This is a genomic window from Caulobacter sp. GW821-FHT05F04 (assembly GCF_059419665.1).
Map to the genome: position 1 here is coordinate 42755 of NZ_JBWKSF010000009.1, position 21681 is coordinate 64435.

General features: G+C 69.5%; 27 protein-coding genes, 1 tRNA gene and 1 pseudogene. 10 read left to right on the forward strand and 19 right to left on the reverse strand.

Annotated features, from left to right (window positions below; translation table 11 throughout):
* Positions 1-80: 80 nt before the first annotated feature.
* Together AC07R7_RS21070 and AC07R7_RS21075 are read right to left on the reverse strand one after the other, a co-directional pair.
* Positions 81-1232: a site-specific integrase gene (locus AC07R7_RS21070; protein ID WP_494636481.1), complete on the reverse strand. Its 1152-nt coding sequence runs from the start codon at positions 1230-1232 to the stop codon at positions 81-83.
* Positions 1233-1537: 305 nt separating this feature from the next.
* Positions 1538-1861, reverse strand: a complete 324-nt coding sequence (locus tag AC07R7_RS21075; protein WP_494636482.1) for a hypothetical protein — start codon at positions 1859-1861, stop codon at positions 1538-1540.
* On the opposite strand from AC07R7_RS21075, the gene AC07R7_RS21080 reads away from it, so the two are divergent.
* Positions 1860-2552, forward strand: coding sequence for a 5'-methylthioadenosine/S-adenosylhomocysteine nucleosidase family protein (locus tag AC07R7_RS21080; protein WP_494636483.1), 693 nt, complete (start codon positions 1860-1862; stop codon positions 2550-2552). The two genes, AC07R7_RS21075 and AC07R7_RS21080, sit on opposite strands and share 2 nt — an antisense overlap.
* A gap of 378 nt (positions 2553-2930) precedes the next feature.
* Here AC07R7_RS21080 and AC07R7_RS21085 read toward each other — a convergent pair.
* The 5 genes from AC07R7_RS21085 to hemC all read right to left on the reverse strand — a co-directional run bounded on the left by AC07R7_RS21085 (position 2931) and on the right by hemC (position 7284).
* A tRNA-Thr gene (locus AC07R7_RS21085) sits at positions 2931-3006 on the reverse strand.
* 40 nt (positions 3007-3046) lie between these two features.
* Positions 3047-4603, reverse strand: a complete 1557-nt coding sequence (locus tag AC07R7_RS21090) for a heme biosynthesis protein HemY (RefSeq protein WP_494636484.1) — start codon at positions 4601-4603, stop codon at positions 3047-3049.
* Positions 4600-5493, reverse strand: a complete 894-nt coding sequence (locus tag AC07R7_RS21095; RefSeq protein WP_494636485.1) for a COG4223 family protein — start codon at positions 5491-5493, stop codon at positions 4600-4602. The genes AC07R7_RS21090 and AC07R7_RS21095 overlap by 4 nt, the downstream gene beginning before the upstream one ends.
* 98 nt (positions 5494-5591) lie before the next feature.
* Positions 5592-6311, reverse strand: a complete 720-nt coding sequence (locus AC07R7_RS21100; RefSeq protein WP_492887411.1) for a uroporphyrinogen-III synthase — start codon at positions 6309-6311, stop codon at positions 5592-5594.
* A 4-nt stretch (positions 6312-6315) separates the two neighbouring features.
* Positions 6316-7284 carry a hydroxymethylbilane synthase gene (gene hemC, locus AC07R7_RS21105; protein WP_494636486.1) on the reverse strand — a complete coding sequence of 323 codons (969 nt, stop codon included), beginning with the start codon at positions 7282-7284 and terminating at the stop codon, positions 6316-6318.
* Between the two features lie 71 nt (positions 7285-7355).
* On the opposite strand from hemC, the gene tsaD reads away from it, so the two are divergent.
* The 6 genes from tsaD (at position 7356) to AC07R7_RS21135 (ending at position 12475) form a co-directional block, all read left to right on the forward strand.
* The gene (gene tsaD / locus AC07R7_RS21110) at positions 7356-8459 is read left to right on the forward strand and encodes a tRNA (adenosine(37)-N6)-threonylcarbamoyltransferase complex transferase subunit TsaD (protein WP_492837775.1); all 1104 of its coding nucleotides are present in this window, start codon (positions 7356-7358) and stop codon (positions 8457-8459) included.
* Positions 8456-9451: an NAD(P)H-dependent glycerol-3-phosphate dehydrogenase gene (locus AC07R7_RS21115; RefSeq protein WP_494636487.1), complete on the forward strand. Its 996-nt coding sequence runs from the start codon at positions 8456-8458 to the stop codon at positions 9449-9451. Before tsaD ends, AC07R7_RS21115 begins: the two co-directional genes overlap by 4 nt.
* Before the next feature lie 31 nt (positions 9452-9482).
* Positions 9483-9767 carry a YciI family protein gene (locus tag AC07R7_RS21120; protein WP_492887407.1) on the forward strand — a complete coding sequence of 95 codons (285 nt, stop codon included), beginning with the start codon at positions 9483-9485 and terminating at the stop codon, positions 9765-9767.
* A 1-nt stretch (position 9768) separates the two neighbouring features.
* Entirely contained in the window at positions 9769-10134 is a 366-nt protein-coding gene (locus tag AC07R7_RS21125; protein ID WP_492887406.1) for a Rieske (2Fe-2S) protein, read from the forward strand.
* Positions 10135-10179: 45 nt separating this feature from the next.
* Positions 10180-10557, forward strand: a complete 378-nt coding sequence (locus AC07R7_RS21130; protein ID WP_494636488.1) for a hypothetical protein — start codon at positions 10180-10182, stop codon at positions 10555-10557.
* A gap of 118 nt (positions 10558-10675) precedes the next feature.
* On the forward strand, positions 10676-12475 hold the full coding sequence (locus tag AC07R7_RS21135) for a methyl-accepting chemotaxis protein (RefSeq protein ID WP_494636489.1): 1800 nt from the start codon (positions 10676-10678) through the stop codon (positions 12473-12475).
* On the opposite strand, the gene moaC is transcribed toward AC07R7_RS21135, so the two are convergent.
* The 5 genes from moaC to moaA are packed head-to-tail and all read right to left on the reverse strand — an operon-like array spanning position 12472 to position 15268.
* On the reverse strand, positions 12472-12951 hold the full coding sequence (gene moaC / locus AC07R7_RS21140; RefSeq protein WP_492887403.1) for a cyclic pyranopterin monophosphate synthase MoaC: 480 nt from the start codon (positions 12949-12951) through the stop codon (positions 12472-12474). The genes AC07R7_RS21135 and moaC overlap by 4 nt on opposite strands.
* Positions 12952-12964: 13 nt before the next feature.
* Entirely contained in the window at positions 12965-13516 is a 552-nt protein-coding gene (gene moaB, locus AC07R7_RS21145; protein WP_494636490.1) for a molybdenum cofactor biosynthesis protein B, read from the reverse strand.
* A 10-nt stretch (positions 13517-13526) separates the two neighbouring features.
* Positions 13527-13985, reverse strand: coding sequence for a molybdenum cofactor biosynthesis protein MoaE (locus tag AC07R7_RS21150; RefSeq protein WP_494636491.1), 459 nt, complete (start codon positions 13983-13985; stop codon positions 13527-13529).
* On the reverse strand, positions 13982-14221 hold the full coding sequence (locus AC07R7_RS21155) for a MoaD/ThiS family protein (protein WP_494636492.1): 240 nt from the start codon (positions 14219-14221) through the stop codon (positions 13982-13984). The genes AC07R7_RS21150 and AC07R7_RS21155 overlap by 4 nt, the downstream gene beginning before the upstream one ends.
* Before the next feature lie 3 nt (positions 14222-14224).
* Positions 14225-15268, reverse strand: a complete 1044-nt coding sequence (gene moaA, locus AC07R7_RS21160) for a GTP 3',8-cyclase MoaA (protein ID WP_494636493.1) — start codon at positions 15266-15268, stop codon at positions 14225-14227.
* A gap of 30 nt (positions 15269-15298) precedes the next feature.
* On the opposite strand from moaA, the gene AC07R7_RS21165 reads away from it, so the two are divergent.
* Positions 15299-15919 (forward strand): nucleotidyltransferase family protein, encoded by a 621-nt coding sequence (locus tag AC07R7_RS21165; protein ID WP_494636494.1) that lies wholly within the window; start codon positions 15299-15301, stop codon positions 15917-15919.
* 48 nt (positions 15920-15967) lie between these two features.
* On the opposite strand, the gene AC07R7_RS21170 is transcribed toward AC07R7_RS21165, so the two are convergent.
* The 7 genes and pseudogenes from AC07R7_RS21170 to AC07R7_RS21200 all read right to left on the reverse strand — a co-directional run bounded on the left by AC07R7_RS21170 (position 15968) and on the right by AC07R7_RS21200 (position 20247).
* Positions 15968-16192 (reverse strand): hypothetical protein, encoded by a 225-nt coding sequence (locus tag AC07R7_RS21170; protein ID WP_494636495.1) that lies wholly within the window; start codon positions 16190-16192, stop codon positions 15968-15970.
* Complete coding sequence (locus AC07R7_RS21175; protein WP_494636496.1) at positions 16170-16598, reverse strand: hypothetical protein; 429 nt, start codon at positions 16596-16598, stop codon at positions 16170-16172. Before AC07R7_RS21175 ends, AC07R7_RS21170 begins: the two co-directional genes overlap by 23 nt.
* Positions 16599-16745: 147 nt before the next feature.
* Complete coding sequence (locus AC07R7_RS21180; protein WP_492887622.1) at positions 16746-16880, reverse strand: hypothetical protein; 135 nt, start codon at positions 16878-16880, stop codon at positions 16746-16748.
* Complete coding sequence (locus tag AC07R7_RS21185) at positions 16877-17167, reverse strand: hypothetical protein (protein ID WP_494636624.1); 291 nt, start codon at positions 17165-17167, stop codon at positions 16877-16879. The genes AC07R7_RS21180 and AC07R7_RS21185 overlap by 4 nt, the downstream gene beginning before the upstream one ends.
* Positions 17168-17291: 124 nt before the next feature.
* Positions 17292-17471, reverse strand: a pseudogene (locus AC07R7_RS21190) (LuxR C-terminal-related transcriptional regulator); the annotation flags it as partial.
* A 62-nt stretch (positions 17472-17533) separates the two neighbouring features.
* On the reverse strand, positions 17534-19720 hold the full coding sequence (locus AC07R7_RS21195; protein ID WP_494636497.1) for a xanthine dehydrogenase family protein molybdopterin-binding subunit: 2187 nt from the start codon (positions 19718-19720) through the stop codon (positions 17534-17536).
* A complete protein-coding gene (locus AC07R7_RS21200) occupies positions 19717-20247 on the reverse strand; it encodes a (2Fe-2S)-binding protein (RefSeq protein WP_494636498.1) in 531 nt (176 codons plus the stop codon). The genes AC07R7_RS21195 and AC07R7_RS21200 overlap by 4 nt, the downstream gene beginning before the upstream one ends.
* Positions 20248-20448: 201 nt before the next feature.
* Here AC07R7_RS21200 and AC07R7_RS21205 point away from each other — a divergent pair, with 201 nt between their 5' ends.
* The gene (locus AC07R7_RS21205) at positions 20449-20763 is read left to right on the forward strand and encodes an MliC family protein (RefSeq protein ID WP_494636499.1); all 315 of its coding nucleotides are present in this window, start codon (positions 20449-20451) and stop codon (positions 20761-20763) included.
* Positions 20764-20777: 14 nt separating this feature from the next.
* Positions 20778-21671, forward strand: coding sequence for an NAD(P)-dependent oxidoreductase (locus AC07R7_RS21210; RefSeq protein WP_494636500.1), 894 nt, complete (start codon positions 20778-20780; stop codon positions 21669-21671).
* Positions 21672-21681: the final 10 nt, after the last annotated feature.

The window sequence follows — 21681 nt, forward strand, 5'->3', positions numbered from 1 at the left end:
AGAACTTTCGAAAAAAAATGGCGTGAAGGCCCCGCCCCACGAACCGGCCGAAGCCTGCGCGCGGAGCGGGGTAAGGAGGGTTAGAGGGTCTGCTTGGCGGCCCCGGCCTCGACAGCCTTCAACAGGGTGTCGTTGGCGAGGTGCGAGTACCGCTGGGTGGACTGGACACTGGCGTGACCCAGGACCTTGCCCACGGCGAAGAGATCCACGCCGCTGTTGACCATGAACGAGGCGGCCGAGTGCCGAAGGTCGTGAATCCTCAGCCCAGGCAACCTCGCCACGCGGATCGCCCGCTCCCAACCATGACGGATGGACACGAAGGGCTTCAGGGTCTCCGGGTTCGGGATCAGCCACGGACACCCCTTGAACCGGCTCAGGCTCTGGATGATCTCGATGGCGGCGCCGGAGAGCGGGACGTGGCGTGAGCGGCCGGTTTTACTGGTCGGAATCAACCAGGCCTTTCGACCCAGGTCGACGTGCTGCCATTGGGCGGTCAGCAGCTCATTCACCCGCGCCCCGGTCAGCAGCAGAAGGCCCACGATGTGCTGCAGCTGGGTGTTGTAGGACTCGGCCACAGCCGATCGAAGCCGAGCCGCCTCTTCCGCCGTCAGATACCGCTGGCGGGCGTTGTTCAGCTTCGGCCGGCGAATCCCCTGGGTCGGGTTGCGTTCAGCCCCAGGGACATCCCAGCTCGCGCCCAGAACGAACGATCGACCGAAGATCACGCGGATCTTCTCGACGGTCGCGGGGGCCAGACCCTCTCCGTCCTTGACGCTGAGCCACTTCGCGACGTCCCGGCTGTTGATGTCCGAGAGGCGAACCCTGCCCCACTTCGGCAGGATATGCCGCCGCATATACATCTCGGTGTCCTTGAAGGACCGCTGATGCAGCTTGGCGTCGGCGAGGTGCATTTCGGCCAGCTCGCTGTAGAGCGGGATGGACTTGGCCTTCGCCTTGGCCGCGCCGGGATCACCACCGAGGGTGACTTCAGACTTCAGCCGCTGGGCCTCTTTCCGGGCCGTGGCGAACGAAATGTCCTCGTACCGGCCGATCTTGTACTGCTTCTGTCGGCCGGCGAGATCCTGGTAGCGGAGGTAATAGGTCCGCCCACCGCCTGCACGGCATTCCAGGACGAAGCCGAGGATGGTCGTATCCCACCAATCGGTCTTCTTCTTGCCGGGTTCGCATTCAGCCGTGGCCGCGAACATGTGGTCGAGTTTTGCCTTGGGCATGTTCATTTCCTTCAGGTTGTTTGGGGAATGGGCGCGCGGGAGCGCATCGAGCCGCGAGGGGGTCGCAGCCCGGGTCAGGGGTCACGGGGAGCCCCAGAGGCGGCCAGAGGGGCGCACGTCGGGAGCGGCGATGGGTGGGGTGATCGACAGCCCAGTCCGCGCCCCAGCGGGCCACGGTGGGCGACGCGGCGACGGGGGCGGATCGGGGCAGTTTTGCAGCGCGGCAGTTTCGCACGACGGCTCAGGCCGGCACCGCCAGGACGGGGCGCAACCCTGCGAAACTGAAACGCTGCGAACCTGTCGGCCTAGGGCTCAGGGGCGTCCTGGGTGATCAGGTGATAGATCCGAGCGCCTCGATTGCCCTTTTCCACGTTCCACAGATGCTCACCGGGAGTGTTGCCGGTGTGCTTGTTCAGAACTCGAAGCGCGGCCCGCTCAGACATACCGCACGCCTTGGCTGCGGCTTTCGCCAGCTGCATTTGGCCGCCGCCGCCGCCTTCCTTGATGAGCTTCACGATACACGCCATCAACTGGGGCTCGCTTTCATCATTGTGGTCAGGCCCGTAGTCTTCCAGCTCATCCGGATCAACGAGCTGCACGGAAACCAGCTTCTCTTCGTACACAGGCATGGCAGAACTCGCTGGATCCCCGAAGCACAAAGACAAGCTAAGCCGATATGACATATCGATCGGCGGAAAGCGTGGGACGGTCATCGATCTCCCGCGAATGGGCTTGGTCGATGCTGCCGCTACCGTGGGGCAATGCATCGAGAGATTTAAGCCGCACATAGTCGCCATGTCGGGGATTTGTGCTGGCTTTCCCGACCGCGCTGAGTTGGGTCAACTCCTCGTCTCCGAACTGGCCTTCGAGTACCAGTCAGGCAAATGGACAGCCGACGGCTTCTCGCAAGAGCCTTATCAGGTACCGGTGTCAGAAGAGGTAAGGTCTATCGCCGCCGAACTCCTCGATGACAAACAGCTCCTTTCGCGTCTTGAACACGGCTGGAACTCCGATAGGCCATCCAAAATGAGCCAGCCAAAGCTCTCTACCTTCACGAGTGGTTCAGCTGTAATCGCAAGCGACAAGTATATCGAGCAGGTTGCAACCTACCATAGACGCGTCTCTGGCCTAGACATGGAGATCTATGCGCTACAGAGAGCCGCTCACACAGCGCAGTGCAGCCCTGATTTCATCTGCGCAAAGACCGTCGTTGACCTCGCTGGCGCTGGTAAGAACGACGAACTTCATCCCTACGGCTGCGAGATATCAGCAAGATTTATGGTTGAAGCGCTCAAGAAATACTTCGAGCGGAATTGCTAACTCTCAAATGGGATAAATTTCGAATACCGTTTCATCCGAAATTTGGGCAATGCTCGAATTTTCTCCGGGCATGGCACCTTCTCAATGGATTTCACCCAGGGGGGGGGCAGCCTGGGTGCGCTCAATTGACGGCGAGGCAACACTGCGCCAGGTCGTGATTTAAAATCGCCGCCACAGCCCTGCCAGCGGACACTCCGAAAGGAGCGTGGTAAGCGCGCATCCCTCCCGCTGATGACCTAGCGGCCGCATGGTCGTGAGTCGCGAGCAAGCGCTAGAACGAGTTCATCCGAACCAAAGCCACACCCAGTGGGAACCCACGCGGCGACTAAGGTTTGCGGCCTTTCGGCAGCTTCAAACTTTATGTCCTACTGGAAGGGGTGGTGCCGCCTAGGTGACTCGAACACCTGACCTACGCATTACGAATGCGCCGCTCTACCGGCTGAGCTAAGGCGGCCCACGCACCCCGAAGCAGGGCTTCAGGGCGAAGGGAGCGCCTATTTAGCGGCGCGCGAGCCGCTTGCCAAGCGCCGTCTTGCACCAGAATTGCGACGAGGCGCCGGCCCTCCCCCAAGAGGCCCTTCCGGCGGGTCCGAAATCGGCGGCGCGTCGAAGACGCCGGGATCGTCAGGGACGGGCATCAGGGCGCCGCCGGTCTCGGCCGCGCGAATGAACGGCGTCGACGCCGCGTAGTCGGCATAGGCCGAAGGCAGCTCGGGCAGGTCGTTCATCGTCCGCTCGCGGCGCTCGTGGCGTGGGTGGATCAGCTGGCCGGTCTCGCCATAGCTGCCCACCAGGCGGGCCCAGTCCTCGCGGCGATAGGCGAAGGCGCGGCCCTCGGGGTCGAGGTCGGACCAGTCGGGCTCCTGCGGGGCCTCCACGCCGCGGGCGATCCAGGCGCGAGCCTCGTCGGCCTCGCCGTTGGCGGCGGCGACGCGGGCCATAAGACCGGCGAAACGGGCGGTCGGGGCCTCGGCGTCCAGCAGCCGGGCGGCGGCGCGGGCGGCGATGGGGTCGCCGCCAATCAGGGCGCTCTCGACACGCAGGATGCGGCTCTCGCGCGGCTCGGGCTTCATCGCGGCCAGGGCGGTCAGGCGTTGGGCGCGGACCTTGGGAGTCTCGTTGGTCTTCAGGTCGCGATAGGCTAGCCAAAGCGCCGGGTGCGGCTCGGCCTTCCAGGCGGTCTCGATCAGCTGGCCCGCCTTGGCGACCTTGCCATCGTCGGCCAGCAGGCGGGCGGCCATCACCACGCCGGGTGCGAAGTCGGGCTTCAGTTTCACCGACTGGGTCGCGAAGTCGAGCGCCTGGACGCGGGCCTTGGGCTCGGGGCTGTCTTCCAGGCTGGCGGCCGAAGCGGCCAGGAGCGCGGCGCGGCTGCGATCGGCGACGACCGGCGAGACGATCTTGCGTTCCAAAGCGCCCTGGACGAGATCCAGGGCCGCGGCCCAGTCACCGACCTCCAGCCGGGCTTCCAGCAAGGCGCGCCAGGCCCAGCGGGCGGTGCGCGCCAGGCCGTAGGCGGTCTCGGCGTGACGGAGGGCCGTCGGCCGGTCGCCCTCGGCCTGGGCCGCCTGCATCAGGCCGCGCAGGCCGGCCAGACGCATCTCGGGGAAGCCGAGCATGGCGTTGTAGGCGCTCTTGGCCGCGCCAAGGTCGCCGGCCGCCTCTGCGGCCTGGGCGGCGAGCACGCGGACCAGGGCCGGGGCGTCCTCGGCCAGCTCAGCGGACTTCTGAGCCAGTCGGCGAGCCTCGGAGCCGTCGCCGGCGGCGACCGCCAGGAAGCCGCGCGACAGAGCCTCGATCGCCGACTTGCGCTTGGCCTCCGCGCGAGCGCGGGCGGCCCGGCGCGGCGCCTCGACGATCCAGATCACGCCGCGCCACAGCAGGGTGAACGCCAACGCCGAAAACAGGGTCAGCAGGGCCGCGGCGGCGGCGGTCATCTCGATGCGCCAGCCCATCCAGTCCAGCGCGGCGCGACCCGGCTCGCCGGTCAGGGCCAGGACGGTGACCGCGACGGCGGCGACGAGGAAGAGGGCGAAGGCGACGCGGGTCATGGCAGCCCCTCGGAGCCCGTCCGCGTGACACGAGACAGGCCGGTCAGGGCGTCGGCGCGGATGGCGGCGACGTGGCGGTCGATCTCGATGCGGCGGTTGGCGGCGTTGATCCACGGGGCCAGGACGACGCGGGCTGCGTCGGGCAGCGGGTCCAGCGCCTGGACCGCGCCCTCGACATCGCCGTCGTCGAGCAAGGCCTGGGCGCGGGCCAGCATGGCGTCGGGCGTCGAGCCGGTGGTCGAGCCGACATGGCGGATCGAGACGATGCTGGAGAGGGCGTAGCGGATGCGCGAGAACAGGTCGGCGTCCGGACCGGGATTGCGCGAAGCGCTGGCGGCGCGGCCAGCTAGGGCGCTGAACTGCACGGCCAGGCCGGCGCGGGTCGGCGCGCCCTTGTCGGCCAGCTCGCCGAGCGCCCGCAGGTCGGGCGAGGGCGGCAGCACGCGCTGCAGGCCGGCCAGCTCCTGGCCGAACGGGCGCGAGGTCTCGGTGGCCTCCGCGAGCGCGGAAACCGCCAAGGCGGCGGCCGCCGCGGCGGTCACGCCCTTCTGGCTGTATTCGAGGGCGGCGATTCGGCCGTCCAGGCGCTCAAGATCGGCGGCCGGCGGGGCCACGGCGCTGGTTCCGGCGTCGACCGGCAGGGCCGAGCCCGTGGCGACGCGATCGGCGACCGCGTGCGGGCTCGGCTCGGCCGAGACCTCGCCGTCAGTTGGGGCGGCCTTGGTCTTGAACAGAGTCGGGCCGTAATGCGCGACGCCCGCGCCCAGGGCGATGCAGAGCACGCAGAGGATCAGCCAGATCCAGACGCCGGGTCCCATCACGCGGCGGCGGGCATACAGCGCCGGATCGCTGGGGGCGACGATTTCAGCGGGATCGGGAGCGGCGTTCATGACGTCCATTCGTGCCCCACGCCGCCGCGCTTCGCAACGGCGCGCTTGAGCGCGACAGCCAAAAGTGGCGTCCGGTTTTGGCGACCGTCGCGCTCCCCCTAGGAAATCAGGTCTGTCTGAACTGACAGACCTGTGGCGTTGAGCAGATCCAGCAACGCGGATTCGTCCGGACGCGGCGCGAAGGTCACGGACCCGGGTTCGGCGGCGTCGCGCAGAGGGGCGGCGACGGCCTTGGAGAGACACAGGAATCGCACGGCCGGCGCGGGCCGCTCACGCAGGATCGCCGCCAAGGCGCGGGCCGCGCGGGGCGAGTGCACAAGCACCGCCGCTGGCGCGTCCAGCCGCGCCAGAGTGTCATCGGAAGGGGCGCGCTCCAGCGTCTCGTAGACGGCCACGCCTCTGGCCATCACCCCGTGGCCGCGCAGCATGCCGACGAGATCGCCGGCCGGTTCCTTGGCCCCGGCCCACAGCACCGGTCCGGAAGCCCCGGCGGCGATCAGCGCGCACAGGTCCTCGACATCTCCGTCGGCGCTGGAGACCGACGCGAAGCCCTCGCCCTGCGCCGCCTTGGCCGTGGCCCGACCGACCGCGAACACCGGCAGGCCGCGTTCGTCCGACAGCCGCGCGAAGGCCTCGACCCCGTTGGCGCTGGTGAAGGCAAGCGCCGTAACGTGGGCGAGGTCCAACTCGGCGTCCAGGATTTCGACGGCCAGCAGAGGATCGACGATGGCCTCGAAGCCCAGGTCCCGCACGCGCTCGGCGGTGGCCAGGGCGCCGGGGCGGGCGCGGGTGATCCAGACCGGCGCGCCCGCGTCCACGGCGCTATTCCGGCAGCAGGATGGCGTCGCCGCCCTCGACGCGGACCTGGGCGCCCAGCTCCAGGCCCAGGGCGCGGGCGTCGGCGATATCATCCACACCCGAAAGGGTGGTCTCGCCCTGCCGGCGGAAGCGCTGCGCGCCGTCCGGAGTCAGGGCCTCGACGATCAGGGTCAGGCGTGAACCGTCCAGCACCGCGCGGGCGCCGATGGCCGTGCGACACGAGCCTTCCAGGGCGTAGAGCGCCCCGCGCTCGGCGGCGACGGCGAGCGTAGTTTCGCGGCAGCTGACGGCCTGCAGCCAGGGCGCGTGGGCGTCTTCGAGGCGGGTCTCGATGACCAACGCGCCTTGTCCAGGGGCCGGCGGAGCGGCCTCCGGGTCGAGCCAACTGCGGGTCAGGTGACCCAGGCCCAGGCGGTTCAGGCCCGACTGGGCCAGCAGGATGGCGTCGGCCTCGCCGCGCTCCAGCTTGGCCAGGCGGGTGTCGACATTGCCGCGCAGCATGATGATCTCGAGGTCGGGCCGCACGTGCAACGCCTGGGCCTGACGACGCAAGGACGCGGTGCCCAGGCGCGCGCCCTTGGGCAAGTCCTCCAGCCGCTCGGCGACATGGCTGATGAAGGCGTCGCGCGGATCCTCGCGCTCGGGTGTGGCGGCCAGGATCAGGCCCGGCGGCAGCTCGGCCGGCATGTCCTTCAGCGAATGGACCGCGCAGTCGATGCGACCGTCCAGCAGGGCCTCCTCGATCTCCTTGGTGAATAGCCCCTTGCCGCCGATCTCCATCAGGCGGCGGTCCTGGATGCGGTCGCCGCTGGTGATGATCGGGATCAGCGGAGCGGCGGCCTCGATCTCGGCCTGCGAGGCCCCCTTGGGGACACCCAGCGCGTGCGCGATCCGCGCCTGCATCAGCCCCGACTGGGCCAGGGAGAGCTTGGAGCCACGCGCGCCGATACGGATGGGAGGTTGCCGGGACACGGTCGGAACGTTACCTGCGGAGACAAGATTTCACCTTCGCTGCTACAGGAGCGGCGGGAAGCCCGCAACGAATGACTGTCCTTACGGATTCAACACTCACCATCCTCGGCCTGGAAACCAGCTGCGACGAGACCGCGGCCTCGGTCGTACGGCGCGCGCCGGACGGGACGGTTGAAGTGCTGTCGTCGGTCATCGGCACCCAGTTCGAGCAGCATGCGCCGTTCGGCGGCGTCGTGCCCGAGATCGCCGCCCGCGCCCACGTGGAGTCGATCGACGCCATCGCCGCCGAGGCCATGCGCGCCTCGGGCCTGACCTTCGACCAGTTGGACGGCGTGGCCGCCACGGCCGGTCCAGGCCTGGTCGGCGGGGTGATGGTCGGCCTGGCGTTCGGCAAGGCCGTGTCGCTGGCGCGGGGCGTGCCGCTGGTCGCCGTCAACCACCTGGAAGGCCACGCGGTCTCGGCCCGCCTCGGCGCCGACATCGCCTATCCGTTCCTGCTGCTGCTGGTCTCGGGCGGTCACTGCCAGTTGCTGGAGGTCTCCGGCGTCGGGGCCTGCAAGCGCCTGGGCACCACGATCGACGACGCGGCCGGCGAAGCCTTCGACAAGATCGCCAAGAGCCTGGGCCTGCCCTATCCGGGCGGTCCGGCCCTGGAGAAACTGGCGGTCGGCGGCGACGCGACCCGCTATAGCCTCCCCCGGGCCCTGCTGGGCCGCAAGGACTGCGACTTCTCGTTCTCGGGCCTGAAGACCGCCGCGGCGCGGATCGCCGAGACCCTGACCACCGACGACGAGCGTCGCGACCTGGCCGCCGCCGTCCAAGGCGCCATCGCCCGCCAGCTATCCGAGCGGGTCGACCGGGCGATGAAGCTCTACAGGGATAGCCACGGCGCGGACGACCTGCGTTTCGTCGTCGCCGGCGGCGTGGCCGCCAATGGCGCGGTGCGCGCGGCCCTGCTGGCCGACTGCGAGAAGAACGGCTTTTCCTTCGCCGCGCCGCCGCTGGCCTATTGCACCGACAACGCCGCCATGATCGCCCTGGCGGGGGCCGAGCGGCTGGCCCTGGGGATCTTCGACGACCTCGACGCGGTCGCCCGACCGCGCTGGCCGCTGGACGAGGCCGCGGCGCTGGCCAACCCCGCCAACGCCTACGGACGCAAGGGAGCCAAGGCATGACCTTTAAGCACGTGGGCGTCATCGGCGCCGGCGCCTGGGGCACCGCCCTGGCCCAGGTCTGCGCTCGCGCCGGTCTGCAGGTCACCCTGCAGGCCCGCGAGCCCGAGGTCGTGACGGCCGTCAATGGGCGCCACGAGAACGCGGTGTTCCTGCCCGGCGTCGGGCTGGAGCCTGGGATCACGGCCGTGACGGACCTGGCCGCCCTCGCCGACTGCGACCTGATCCTGGCCGTGGCCCCGGCCCAGCACCTGCGCGCCGCGCTGGCGGCCTTCGCCCCGCATCGTCAGGCCGGCGCGCCGATCGTGCTGTGCGCCAAAGGCGTCGAGCAGGGCACGCTGAAACTGATGACGGAGGTCGCCGCCGAGGCCCTGCCGGGCGCGCCGATCGCGGTGCTGTCGGGGCCCAGCTTCGCCGGCGAGGTGGCCCGCAACCTTCCGGCCGCCGTCACCCTGGCCTGCGCGGACGAAGCCCTGGGCCGCGCCATCGCCGAGGCCATCGCCACCCCGACCTTCCGTCCCTATACGGCCAGCGATCTGATCGGCGCCGAGGCGGGCGGGGCGGTCAAGAACGTGTTGGCCATCGCCTGCGGCGTGGTCGAGGGCAAGGGTCTGGGCCGCAACGCCCACGCCTCGGTGATCACCCGGGGTTTCGCCGAACTGACCCGCCTGGCTGTGGCCCTGGGGGCAAAGCCGGAGACGCTGTCGGGTCTCTGCGGCCTGGGTGACCTCGTTTTGACCTGCTCCAGCCCGCAGTCGCGCAATATGAGCGTCGGCCTGGCGCTGGGCCGGGGCCTGACCCTGGAGCAGGCCCTGGCCGGCAAGGTATCCGTGGCCGAAGGCGTCGCCTCGGCCCCCGCCGTCCGCGCCCTGGCCCGCAAGGTCGGGGTCGAGGTTCCGATCTGCGAGGCCGTCGCCGCCATCCTGGACGGCGAGATCGAGGTCGACGCCGCCATCGCGCGCCTGCTGTCTCGCCCCCTGAAGTCTGAAATTTAAGAGCTATCAGAAACCTAAAAAGGACCGCCGCATGGCCCTCTTCGTCATCTACTGCAAGGATAAGCCCGGCGCGCTGGAGACGCGCATGGCCACTCGCCCGACCCATCTGGACTATCTGAACGGCGCGGGCCTGGTAAAGGCCGCCGGCCCGCTGCTGGATGACGCCGGCGCCCCGATCGGCTCGATGCTGATCGTCGAGGCGCAGGATCGCGCCGCCGCGCAGGCGTTCGTCGACAACGACCCCTACACCCTGGCCGGTATCTTCGAGAGCGTCGAGATCCAGGCCTGGCGCGTCGGCGTCGGCTCGCTCGGCTAGCTTGCGCGCCGACCCGGACAACCCCGCACGCCCGGCCGCCGGCACGGTGCTCTGCGCGCTGGACGAGATCGCCTCGCCCGGCGCGAAGGGCTTCCGCTGGCGCGAGGGCGACGCGATGTTCGCCGGGTTCGTGGTCCGCAAGGACGAACGGGTGGTCGGCTATCTGGACAGCTGCCCGCACGCCGGCTGGCCGCTGGCCGGCTTCGCCGGCCGCTACCTGACCCGCGAGAACGACCTGATCCTGTGCGCGGGTCACGCGGCCCTGTTCAAGATCGAGGACGGGACCTGCGTGGCGGGCCCCTGCCCCGGCGACAAGCTGTTCCCCTGGCCGGTCGAGGTCCGCGACGGCCAGATCGTCGTCGCTTAAGACCTTTCCGGTACGGTCTCGCCAACGATCGCGAGGAACCGGACCATGGCCGCCGCCGACATGCACTTCGACGCCGAGACGGTCACCCACCGCGCCGGTCTCGCCAAGCTGCGCTCGCAGACCAAGATCAATCCGCGCCTAGCCTCGAACCTGGCCAAGTGCGGCTTCAAGAGCCTCGACACCCACAAGGGCTTCTCGACCTCCGTCCTGCCCCAGATGCTGGAGCGGAATGAACAGTTCGACCTGATCTACGTCGGCGGCATGATGGTGCTGGACGACTACTGGCACGACATCAGCGAGATCGGCGGACCGGGCGTGAAGCAGGCCGTCGATCAGTTCCACGCCGCCTTCGGCCGCTATTTCGAGGTCGCGGCCGTCTATCGTCAGGTCGCCCTGGTCAAGACCGCCGAAATCCCGCGCTAGATATCGCCGGTACGCGACACTATGTCGCCGGCTCGATACGGCCAAGGTTAAGGGCCGTTAGATAACTATCCCCGCATCCTGCCCCGCGAATTTGCGATGCGTCGCGGGAGATACCGATATGGCGTCCTTGGGTCAGAAGGTCATAGGAGCGGCCGCCGGCGCTGCGCTGCTGTGCGCGGCCACCGCCGGCACGGGCCTTTGGGTGGCGATGAGCCTCGACTCTGCCCTCACCCGCTCCGAGACCTCGGCCAAGATCCTGCGGCTGCACATGCATGCCGACATGATGCACGACGCTCTGCGCGCTGACGTCATGGGCGGGATCATGTCCTCCGACCCTGCCCTGGGCGTCGATATCAAGGCCGTCCAAGCGGATCTCGCCGAGCACATCCAGGCTTTCGAGAGCGACATCGCCGCGAGCGGCCAGTTGGCCCGCGATCCGGCGATCAAGGCCGCCCTCGCGGATGTCGAGGGGCCGTTGGCGACCTACATCGCCTCGGCCGACGCGATCGTCGGTCGAGCCGACACCGATGCGGCCGGCGCGCGCGCCGGGCTGCCCGGCTTCTCCCGGCAGTTCTCCGCCCTCGAGACCAAGATGGAAGAGGCCTCGACCAAGATCGAGACCGCCGCCATCCGCGACGCCAAGGCCGCCAAGACGATAGGCCTGCTGGGCCAGGTGGTGATGGGCGCGCTGCTGCTGGTCGCCGCCGCCTTCGCCGCCATCCTGATGATCGCCGCCCAGAGGGGCCTGGTCGCGCCGCTGGTCGAAATCACCCGCGCCCTGCGCCGCCTGGCGGCCGGCGACCTGTCGGTGGTGTTGCCCGAAAAGCGCAGCCAGGACGAGATCGGCCAGATGGCAGAGGCTCTCCAGACCTTCCACGACACCGTCGAGGCCCGCCGCAAGGAGCTGGAAGCCGCCGACGTCCGCGATGCCCTGGAGATCGAGCGCGCCGAAGCCGAAACGCGCCGCGACGAGGCCGAAGCCACTCAGAAGGCCGTGGTCGAGAGCCTGGCCGGCGCGTTGAGGTCGATGTCGGAGGGCGACCTGACGCAACGCCTGGAGCGTCCGTTCCCGGCCGGTTACGAGCGGCTGCGCGTCGACTTCAACATCGCCATCGAGAAGCTGTCGGGCGTGATCGCGGCGTCCCTGGAGGCTACCAGCATGATCCACGGCGGCGCGCGCGAGATCACGGACGCGGCCGACGATCTGTCCCGCCGCACCGAGCAACAGGCCGCCAGCCTGGAAGAGACGGCCGCCGCCCTGGACGAGATCACCTCGACCGTACGCCAGACCGCCGAGGGCGCCGACCGCGCCCGCGCCGTGGTCCAGCGCGCCCGGGACGCGGCCGGGGCCAGCGGCGACATCGTCGACCAGGCCGTCGGGGCCATGGGCGCGATCGAGAAGTCCTCCAGCCAGATCGGCCGGATCATCGGGGTGATCGACGAAATCGCCTTCCAGACCAACCTGCTGGCCCTGAACGCCGGGGTCGAGGCGGCCCGCGCGGGCGAGGCTGGCCGCGGCTTCGCGGTCGTGGCGCAAGAGGTGCGGGCCCTGGCCCAACGCTCGGCCGACGCCGCCAAGGAGATCAAAAGCCTGATCGCCGCCAGCGCCGCCGAGGTCGACCAGGGCGTTGACTTCGTCGGCAAGGCCGGCGAGGCCCTGCGCGCCATCGCCGCCGAGGTCGAGCAGATTGACGGCCTGGTTCGCGCCATGGCCGCCTCGGCCCAGGAACAAGCCCGGGGCCTGGCCGAGGTCAATGTGGCCGTGAACCAGATGGATCAGGTGACCCAGCAGAACGCGGCCATGGTGGAAGAGACGACGGCGGCGAGCCATGCGCTGGCGCAGGAGGCCACGCGCCTGGCCCAGCGGATGGGCGAGCTGCGGATCGCGGGTGAGACGGCGCCGCGGCGGGCGGCTTAGGCCGGCGAGTCGGCCGCCCAGTCTCCCGACTTGCCGCCGGTCTTTTCGAGCAGTCGCACGGCCTCGATGACCATGCCCTTCTCGGCCGCCTTCAGCATGTCGTAGATCGTCAGGCAGGCCACCGACGCCGCCGTCAGGGCCTCCATCTCGACGCCCGTCGGTCCCGTTGTCTTGACCCGCGCCGTCACCGACAGTCCGCCCTCTGCCGGCTCGACCTCAACCACCACCTTCGACAGCGCCAGCGGGTGGCACAACGGGATCAGGTCCGAGGTCTTCTTCGCGGCCATCACCCCGGCCAGTTCGGCCACCGCGCGGACGTCGCCCTTGCGGCCCGAACCCGACACCGCCAGAGCCAGGGTCTCCGCACGCATCCGCACGAAGCCGGTCGCCACCGCCTCGCGCGCCGTCGCCGGCTTGTCGGAAACGTCGACCATGCGCGCCCGGCCTTGCTCGTCGATGTGGGTAAGCTTGCTCACGGCCGCGGCGGCCTCACTGTTCCAGCAGTCGAGGCATCAGCTCGACCATGTTGCAAGGCTTGTGGCGGCTATCGAGCTGGGCGCTGATCACCTTGTCCCAGCCGTCGCGCACCGCGCCGTTGCTGCCCGGCAGACAGAAGACGAAGACGCCGTCGATCAGCCCGGCGGTGGCTCGCGACTGCAGGGTCGACAGGCCCACCGAGGCGTAGCTGACCAGGTGGAAGATCACCGAGAAGCCGTCGATCTTCTTGTCGAACAGCGGCTCAAGCGCCTGGGGGGTGACGTCGCGTCCGGTCAGGCCGGTGCCACCCGTGGTGACGATGGCGTCGACGGCCTTGGCGTCGATCCAGTCGCGAACCTGCTGGCGAATCTGCTCGACGTCGTCGCGGACCACCGCCCGGCCGCCCAGGTCGTGGCCGGCGGCCTTGACGCGGTCGACCAGGATCTGACCCGAGGTGTCGCTCTCCTCGTCGCGGGTGTCGGAGATGGTCAGCACGGCCACGCGGACCGGCTTGAATGGAAGGTCCGGCTTGATCCCGCCGCCCGGCTTCAGCGCTTCGGTCATTCCGTCTCTCCTATCCGTCCCAACGTTCGGCGTCGGTCCTATCGCGGTCCGTCGGCTCGATCCAGCGCGCGCCGTCCGGGCCATGCTCCTTCTTCCAGAAGGGCGCGCGGCTCTTCAGATAGTCCATCAGGAAGTCGCAGGCCTCGAAGGCCTCCCGCCGGTGGCCGGCGGCCGTGGCGACGAAGACGATGGCCTCGCCCGGCGCGATGCGTCCCGTACGATGGACGATGTGGACGTCCTGCAGCTTGAACCGCTTGATCGCGTCCTTCGCGATCTCGCCGATCGCCGCGTCGGTGAAGCCCGGATAGGCCTCCAGTTCCAGCGCGGCCGCCGCGCCCTGCTCGGCGCGGGCCAGGCCGACGAAGGTGGCCACCGCGCCGGTCTCCTGGCGGTCCGCGCAAAAGGCGGTGACGAGCGCGCCGGGTTCGAATGGCTGGTCGGCCAAGGTGATCGTGGGCGTGACGCTCATCCGCCGCTCATGGGGGGCAGGAAGGCCACCTCGGTCGCGACGGTCAGCACGCTCTCGCCGCGCACGATGGCCTTGTCGACGGCGACCTGGACGCCGGGACCGGAGAGAGCCTCGCCCAGCTCGGGGTCAGTGGCCGAAAGCGTCGCGCGCAAGCTAGCCAGATCGCCGGCCTCGACCACGCGCTCGCGCCAGCCGGCCTGGTCGGCCAGGCGTCCAAACAGCAGCACCCGCGCCATCGTCTAACCGCCCGTTTGGGACATGTGGCGCGCCACGGCGGGACGGGCGATCTGGAAGTCGTGGCCCTTGGGCTTGGACCCGATCGCCGCGAAAATCGCCGAGCGCAGTTCCGCGTCCGTCGCGCCGCCCCGAATCACCGCGCGCAGGTCGCTGGCGTCGTCGCGGCCCAGGCAGGTGTGCAGGGTGCCGGTGCAGGTCAGGCGCACCCGGTTGCAGGTGTCGCAGAAGTGGTTGCTGAGCGGCGTGATCAGGCCCAACCGCCCGCCGGTTTCGGCCACCTGGACATAGCGAGCCGGACCGCCGGTGGTGTGATGAATGTCCTCCAGCGTCCAGAAGGAGGACAGATCGCGGCGCACATCCTGCAGCGACAGATACTGGCCGGTGCGGTCCTGATCGACCTCGCCCATCGGCATGGTCTCGATCAGGGTGATGTCGCAGCCGCGCGCGTGAGCCCACTGGATCAGGCTGGGCAGCTCGGCGGCGTTGTCGGCCTTCAGGGCCACGGCGTTGATCTTCACCGCGATCCCGGCCGCCAGGGCCGCATCGACACCGGCGATCACCCGGTCGAGGTCCCCGCCCCTGGTCAGGGTGCGGAAGAGGTCGGGCTTCAGCGTATCCATCGAGACGTTGATCCGGCGCACCCCATGACGCGCGAGGTCGGCGGCGTAGCCTTCCAGCTGGGTGCCGTTGGTGGTCAGGGTCAGCTCGTCCAGCGCTCCGCTGCGCAGGTGGCGCGACAGGCCGGCGACCAGGGTCATGAAGCCCTTGCGCACCAGCGGCTCGCCGCCGGTGAGCCGCAGCTTGCGCACCCCCAGGCCGACGAAGGTCGAGGCCAGTCGATCAAGCTCCTCAAGCGTCAGCACTTCGGCCTTCGGCAGGAAGGTCATATGCTCGGACATGCAATAGAGGCAGCGCAGGTCGCAGCGATCGGTGACCGAGACGCGCAGATAGGTGACGGCCCGCCCGAACCCGTCGATCAAGACCGGGCTCGGCGAGGGGGCGGGCGCGTGAACCGCTTGCGCGGGACTGTCGTCATAAGGCGTCATGTCTGTCTGTAAGAATAGGCGCTGGAGCCCATGACGCAAAGCGATACGAACGGATTGGAGGCCGTCGTGCTGGCGGCCGGCCGCGGCGTACGCTTTGGCGGCGGCAAATTACTGGCCATGCTGGAAGACGCGCCGCTGGTGGCCCACGCCCTGCGCACCGCCTTGCTGTCGCCCGTGCGGCGGGTGTTCGTGGCCGTCGCCGATCCGGCTGTGCGCGCGGCGGTCGAGACGACGGCCCGGCGGCTCAAGGCTTCGGAGCGGCTGGTGATGGTTCAGGTCGAGGACGCGGACGAGGGCATGGGCGCTTCGCTGAGGGCGGCGGTGTCGGCCCTGCCCGACGACACGGCGGGCGTCTTCGTGTTCCTGGGCGACATGCCGGCCGTCGATCCGGCCACGCCGGCGCTGCTGGCCCGGTCCCTGAAGAGCCCGTACGACATCGTCGCGCCCGCGCATCTGGGCCGTCGCGGCCATCCGGTGCTGTTCGGCGCGACCTGGCTGCCGGCCCTGCGGGCGCTGTCCGGAGACGAAGGCGCCCGCGCCCTCCTGGAGAACGCGGGCGCCCGGTTGGCGCGGATTCCCGTGCAGGACCCGGGGATCCACCTCGACGTGGATCGACCCGAGGACCTTGCCCGCGCCTTCGAAGGCCGCTGACGCCGGGGCCCTCCCCCGAGGCCCGGCCACGACCTTCGCCCGTTAGGTTCAGTGCAGCGGCTCCTCCTCGCCGATGACGATACGCTTGACCTCCGCGATCAGCCGCAGGGCGGCCGCGCAGTCGCCGCGCTCCTGCAGGGCGGCCAGCCTGGGCAGCAGCACCCGCAGGATCCGGCGATGGTCGGCATTGACGCCGACCAGGTTGCGCTTGAACTCGGCGGTGTCCTCGGCGTCGGCGATCGCGTCGAGGTCAGGATCGAACTGCTCCCTCATCGCCCCGTCCCCGGGCGCGCACGGTCAGCACGGTGGCGACGACCATGACCGCGAGGAGCAGGTAGCCCAGCACATTGTAAGCGCTCTGCCAGTAGAACCGGTGGAAATGCGCCGGGTAGGCGACAAACGGCGTCAACACCTGCAGGAAGCTCAGAGCGACGATCACGGTGCTCCACAATCGCCGCCACCGCAGCGAGATCCAGGTCAAGGCAAGCGTGGCGTTCAGGTCGACGACGATCACGGGCATGTTCCAGCCCTGCCACCAGTGGCTGACCAGCGGCGTGATGCTCCAGAAGAAGATGCTGACCGCCGCCGTCGCCTTGAGCGGTCGGTCGCCCAGCCAGAAGGCCACGCCGCAGATCGCCCACATGAGGACGTAGGTGACTGACGCGAGATATTCGAACAAACGCTGATCCCGAAGAGCACCACGCCCCGTGGTCGCGGAGGGCCGATGATCTGGCGCTAGACCGTTTCATGCAAAGGAAATCCTGTCGCGCGGCGCCGGCCGCGCGTTGGGGACGCTGGGATTTCGGAGAGACGACCGGACAGGCGCCTAGCTGTAGTGCGGCGCCATGATCCGTTCGACCGCCTTGATGAACTGGTGCAGCCCGATGGTGGTCACCGCCAGCAACACCGCGGTCACGGCCGTCACCACGAGGATCAGGCCGAGCCACTGGACGGTGGTCAACTCATGGCGCCAATCCCGCCCATTGGCCCGCCCATTGACCCGCCGAGCGGCCGGTCGTCCGTCAGGAACGCCGTCGCCGCCAGGACCCTCAACAAGGTCCGCGAAGACGGCTCGCCAGTCGCCTGGGCCTTGCGCAGCGCCGACACCGTCTCCGGCACCAGGGCGCCTCGCTCCGGCGTGACCGCCAGCAAGGTCAGGCACGCCTCCAGCGACACCCAGCTGGCCACGAAGCCGGTCGTGTTCGCCGCGTGTCGAGGGGTTAGAAAACTCAGGTCTTGGTCGTGCATCGCCGCTCCCTGCCTCTCGCTCAGAAGGCGGCAGGCCGGCAAGCGCTGCCAGACTGTCTGGCTGCTTACGGTAGTCATTGCCGGGGTCGCCGCCCTCCCAGGCCACGAAGGCCAGGGCGGCGTCGCGGCGGCTCAGGCCCGACAGGCGGCGACGGGCGCTGAGCACGTGCATCTCGACGGTCTTGGGCGACAGGCCCAGCGCGCGGGCGATCTCCTTGGACTGGAGATGGCCCGCGACCAACCGCAGGATTTCCCGCTCGCGCGGGGTAAGCTTTTCGAACGCGGTACTGACGCCCTGAACCATGCGCCTAGGATGGGCGGCCCAATTGTTCCCGTCTAGCGAGCGAAACGGGTAATTGCAGTGGGTCAGGTTTCCGAGCGCACGAACGGCAAGCGGGTGGTCGCCGTCTTGTTCAGGGCGAACAGGGCGTTGGCCACAGCCGGACCGATCACCGGCGTGCCAGGCTCGCCGACCCCGCTGGGCGGATTGCCGGACGGCACGATGTTGGTCTCGACCATCGGCGCCTCGTTGATGCGCAGCACGCGATAGCGGTCAAAATTGGTCTGGTCGACCTGACCGTCGGTCAGGGTGACCTCGCCGAACAGCGCCGCCGAGAGGCCGTAGCAGGTCCCGCCCTCCATCTGCGCCGCGATCTGGTCGGGCGAGACGGCGACGCCGCAATCGATGGCGGTGACCACGCGGCCGACGCGTGGAACCCCGTCCTCCAGCTTGACCTCGGCCACCTGAGCGACGACCGAGCCGAAGCTCTCATGCACCGCCACGCCACGAGTCCATCCGACCGTCGGGGCCGAGGCCTTCTCGACGGCCAGGTTCAGGGCCGCCAGATGCCGGTCGGCCCCGGCCTTGGTGTAGAGCGCCCGGCGGTACTCGATCGGGTCCTTGCCGGCCTTGGCGGCCAGCTGGTCGATCGTGTGCTCCATGACGAAAGCGGTGTGGGTCGCGCCCACCGAGCGCCACCACAGCACCGGCACCCCGACATCGGGCAGCGCCACCTGGGCGTCGACGATCGGGGTGGCCTTCAGGTACGGCGAGCCGGCCGTGCCCTCGATCGCCGTCTGGTCGGGGCCTTTGCCGCCCATCGGCGAGCCCTTCATGATCGACTGGCTGACGATCCGATGGCGCCAGGCGGCCGGATAGCCGTCCTTGTCCAGCTGAACCTTGACGGCGTGGATGGTCAGCGGCCGGAAATAGCCGGCCCGCATGTCGTCCTCGCGGGTCCAGACCAGCTTCACCGGCCGGCCCTTGCCGACCTTCTTGGCGATGTGGACGCACTCGGCCACGTAGTCGGACTGGAAGTTGGCGCGCCGGCCGAACGAGCCGCCGGCGAACAGGGTCTCGATCTCGACCGAGCCCGGCAGGCAGCCGACGATCTTGGCGGCGGCCAGTTGGTCCAGAGTCTGCCCCTGCGAGCCGAAGGTCAGCTTGACCTTGCTGCCGTCCACGGCCGCGACGCAGTTCATCGGCTCCATGGTCGCGTGGGCCAGGTAGGGGAACTCGTAGGTGGTCTCGAACACTCTGTCGCCCTTGGCGGACGCGAGCGCCGTGGCGTCGCCGCGCTGGTCGAAGGCTTCCCACTTGGTCTCGGTATTCTTGCCGGCCGCGACGTCCTTGAAGAGCTGGGCGATGGCGGCCGAGCCGCGCTTCTCGGCCTTGTCCTCGTCCCACTCGAGCTTCAGCGCCTCGCGGCCCATGCGGGCGGCGTAGGTGGTCTGGGCCACCACCGCCACGCCGGTCGGAATCTCGAAGACGTCGACCACGCCCGGCACCTTCTTGGCGTCGACGGCGTCCAAGCTCTTCACCTTAGCGCCGAAGCGCGGGGCGTGGGCGACCACCGCCGTCAACATGTCGGGCAGGCGGACGTCCTGGGTGTATCGGGCCGTGCCGTCGCTCTTGATCTGGGCGTCCTTGCGGCGCACCCGGTCGGTGCCGATCAGGGTGAAGGTCTTGGGGTCCTTCAGCCTGACGTCGGCCGGGGGCGGAACCTTGGCGGCGTCTGCCAGCAGCTCGCCGAAGCTGGCGGTCTTGCCGGAGGTATGGGTGAGGACGCTGTCCTTGACCGTGATCTCGCCGACCGCGACGTTCCATTTGTTGGCGGCGGCCTGGACGAACATGGCCCGTGCGCCGGCGCCGGCCTTGCGCAGCTGGTCCCACGAGTTGGAGATCGCCGACGAACCGCCGGTCAGCTGCGCGCCCAGGGCGCCGTTGGCGTAGAGCTTGGCGTTGGCCGGGGCCTGCTCGACCTGGACCTTGGTCCAGTCGGCGTCCAGCTCTTCGGCGACGATGGCCGCGAGACCGGCGTGATTGCCCTGACCGAACTCGACATGCTTGGAGATCACCGTCACCACGCCATCGGGCGCGATCTTGATAAAAGGCCCGAAGGCCCCGACCTCGACCTTGGAGCCGGCGCTCATGATGTCGGCCGGCGAGCAGCCGACCAGCAGCGTTCCGCCGACCAGGGCCGAGGCGACGACCACGTCGCGGCGGCTCGGCTGGGCCTGGGCGAGGTCCTTGGGGTTGACGGGCGCGTTCATCGGCCGGCTCCGCGATTGGTCGCGCCCGAGGCGGCCACGATGGCCTCGTCGATGTCGGCGTGCTTATCACCCTGCGGCGGGCCGAAGTCGGCCGCGTCCTTGATCGCCGCGCGGATGCGCTGATAGGCGCCGCAGCGGCAGATGTTCCCGGCCATGGCGTTGTCGATGTCCTCGTCGGAGGGCTTGGGCTTCTGGGCCAGCAGAGCGCAGGCCGACATGATCTGGCCCGACTGGCAGTAGCCGCACTGCGGCACGTCGTGGCGCACCCAGGCCTGTTGCACCGGATGCTGGCCGCCCAGGCCCTCGATAGTGGTGATCTTGGCGGCTCCGACGGCCGCGATCGGCGTGACGCACGAGCGGATCGGCTGGCCGTCGAGGTGAACGGTGCAAGCCCCGCACTGGGCCATGCCGCAGCCGAACTTGGTGCCCGTCATGCCCAGTTCGTCGCGCAGAACCCACAGCAGCGGGGTCTCCGGCGCGGCCTGGATCGCGGTCGGCTTGCCATTGATATCGAGCGTCACGGCCATGCGTCTTCGTCTCCAACGATAAGGTCTCGCCGATATCGAAACCTAACACCGTTCACTCCGGGCTTGACCAGGGGATTTCGCCAGGGGTGTTCGGGCGGAGAACGCACGACATTGTAAAAACGCTTCCGCGGATGCGAAGGCGGGCGGGCGCCGTCTTCGAAACCCGCTATGCTTTGGCCGCACCGTGTGGAGATCTTCGTCTTGCGCCGCGTCCTCGTTTCCTTCGCCGTCCTCGCCGTCACCCTGGCCGGCTGCGCCACCGTGGCCCCGATGGACTCCACGGACGCGCCGATCCGCTACAGCTGCAAGGCTGGCAAGCGGTTCACCAGCGCCTACGCCTTGCACGGCAAGACGGTGGTGGTCACCGCCGGCGGCGCGACCAAGACCCTGAAGCTGGCCCGCTCGGCGTCCGGCGCGCGCTACGCGGCCGGCGAAGCCGAGCTGTGGGGCAAGGGCGCGGACGCCATGCTCAAGGGTTTCCCCGGCGGTCCTTACGCCGATTGCCGCTCGCAATAGTTCCGAGGTTCCCGTTGGATTCCTTCCCCGCCTATTTCCCCCTGGCCGGCCGCAAGGTGGTGATCGCCGGTTCGGGCGACGCCGCCGACGCCAAGGCCCGCCTGTTCGAGGGCTCGCCCGCCACGGTGATCCGCCTGGACGGCCATGAGGCCTATCTCCCCGGGTCCTACACCGGCGCGATCCTGGCCTTCGTCGCCAGCCAGGACGAGGTGTTCGTCCAGGCCGCCGCCGGCGCGGCGCGGGCGGCGCGGGTTCTGGTCAATGTCGTCGACCGGCCCGAACTCTGCGACTTCAACACCCCCGCCGTGATCGACCGCGGCGAGGTGGTGGCCGCGGTCGGCACCGGCGGTTCGGCCCCGGTGCTGGCGACCATGCTGCGCAATGACATCGAGGCCCAGGTCCCCGAGGGCATGGGCCGGGTCGCCGCCCTGCTGCGGAAGTTCCAGAGCGAGGTGCGCGGGGCGCTGCCGGCCCTGCACGAGCGCCGGGCCTTCCTGCGCGACGCGGTGCTGGGCGAGGCGGCCCAGGCCGCCCGCGACGGCGACATGGAAAAGGCCGGCCAGCTGTTCCGCGAGGCCCTGGCCAAGGGCTCGGCCCGCAAGGGCGTTGTGCGCTTCATCGCCGGCAAGGGCCCGGCCGACCTGCTGACCTTGCGCGCCAGCCGGGCCCTGGGCGCGGCCGACGTGCTCGTGCTGGACGGCGACGCCGAACCGGAGGTCGTCAGGATGGCCCGCCGCGACGTCGAGCGGCTGGACCCGTCGCAGGCCGGCGCCGATCACCTGGTGCAGCTGGCGCGCGAAGGCCGTCAGATCGTCCGGCTGATCACTCACGCCATCGACCCGGCCCTGGTCCACGCCCTGACCCAGGCCGGCGTCGCGGTCGAGGTGCTGCCGTCCGCTTCGGAGTAGGCGCCTCAGC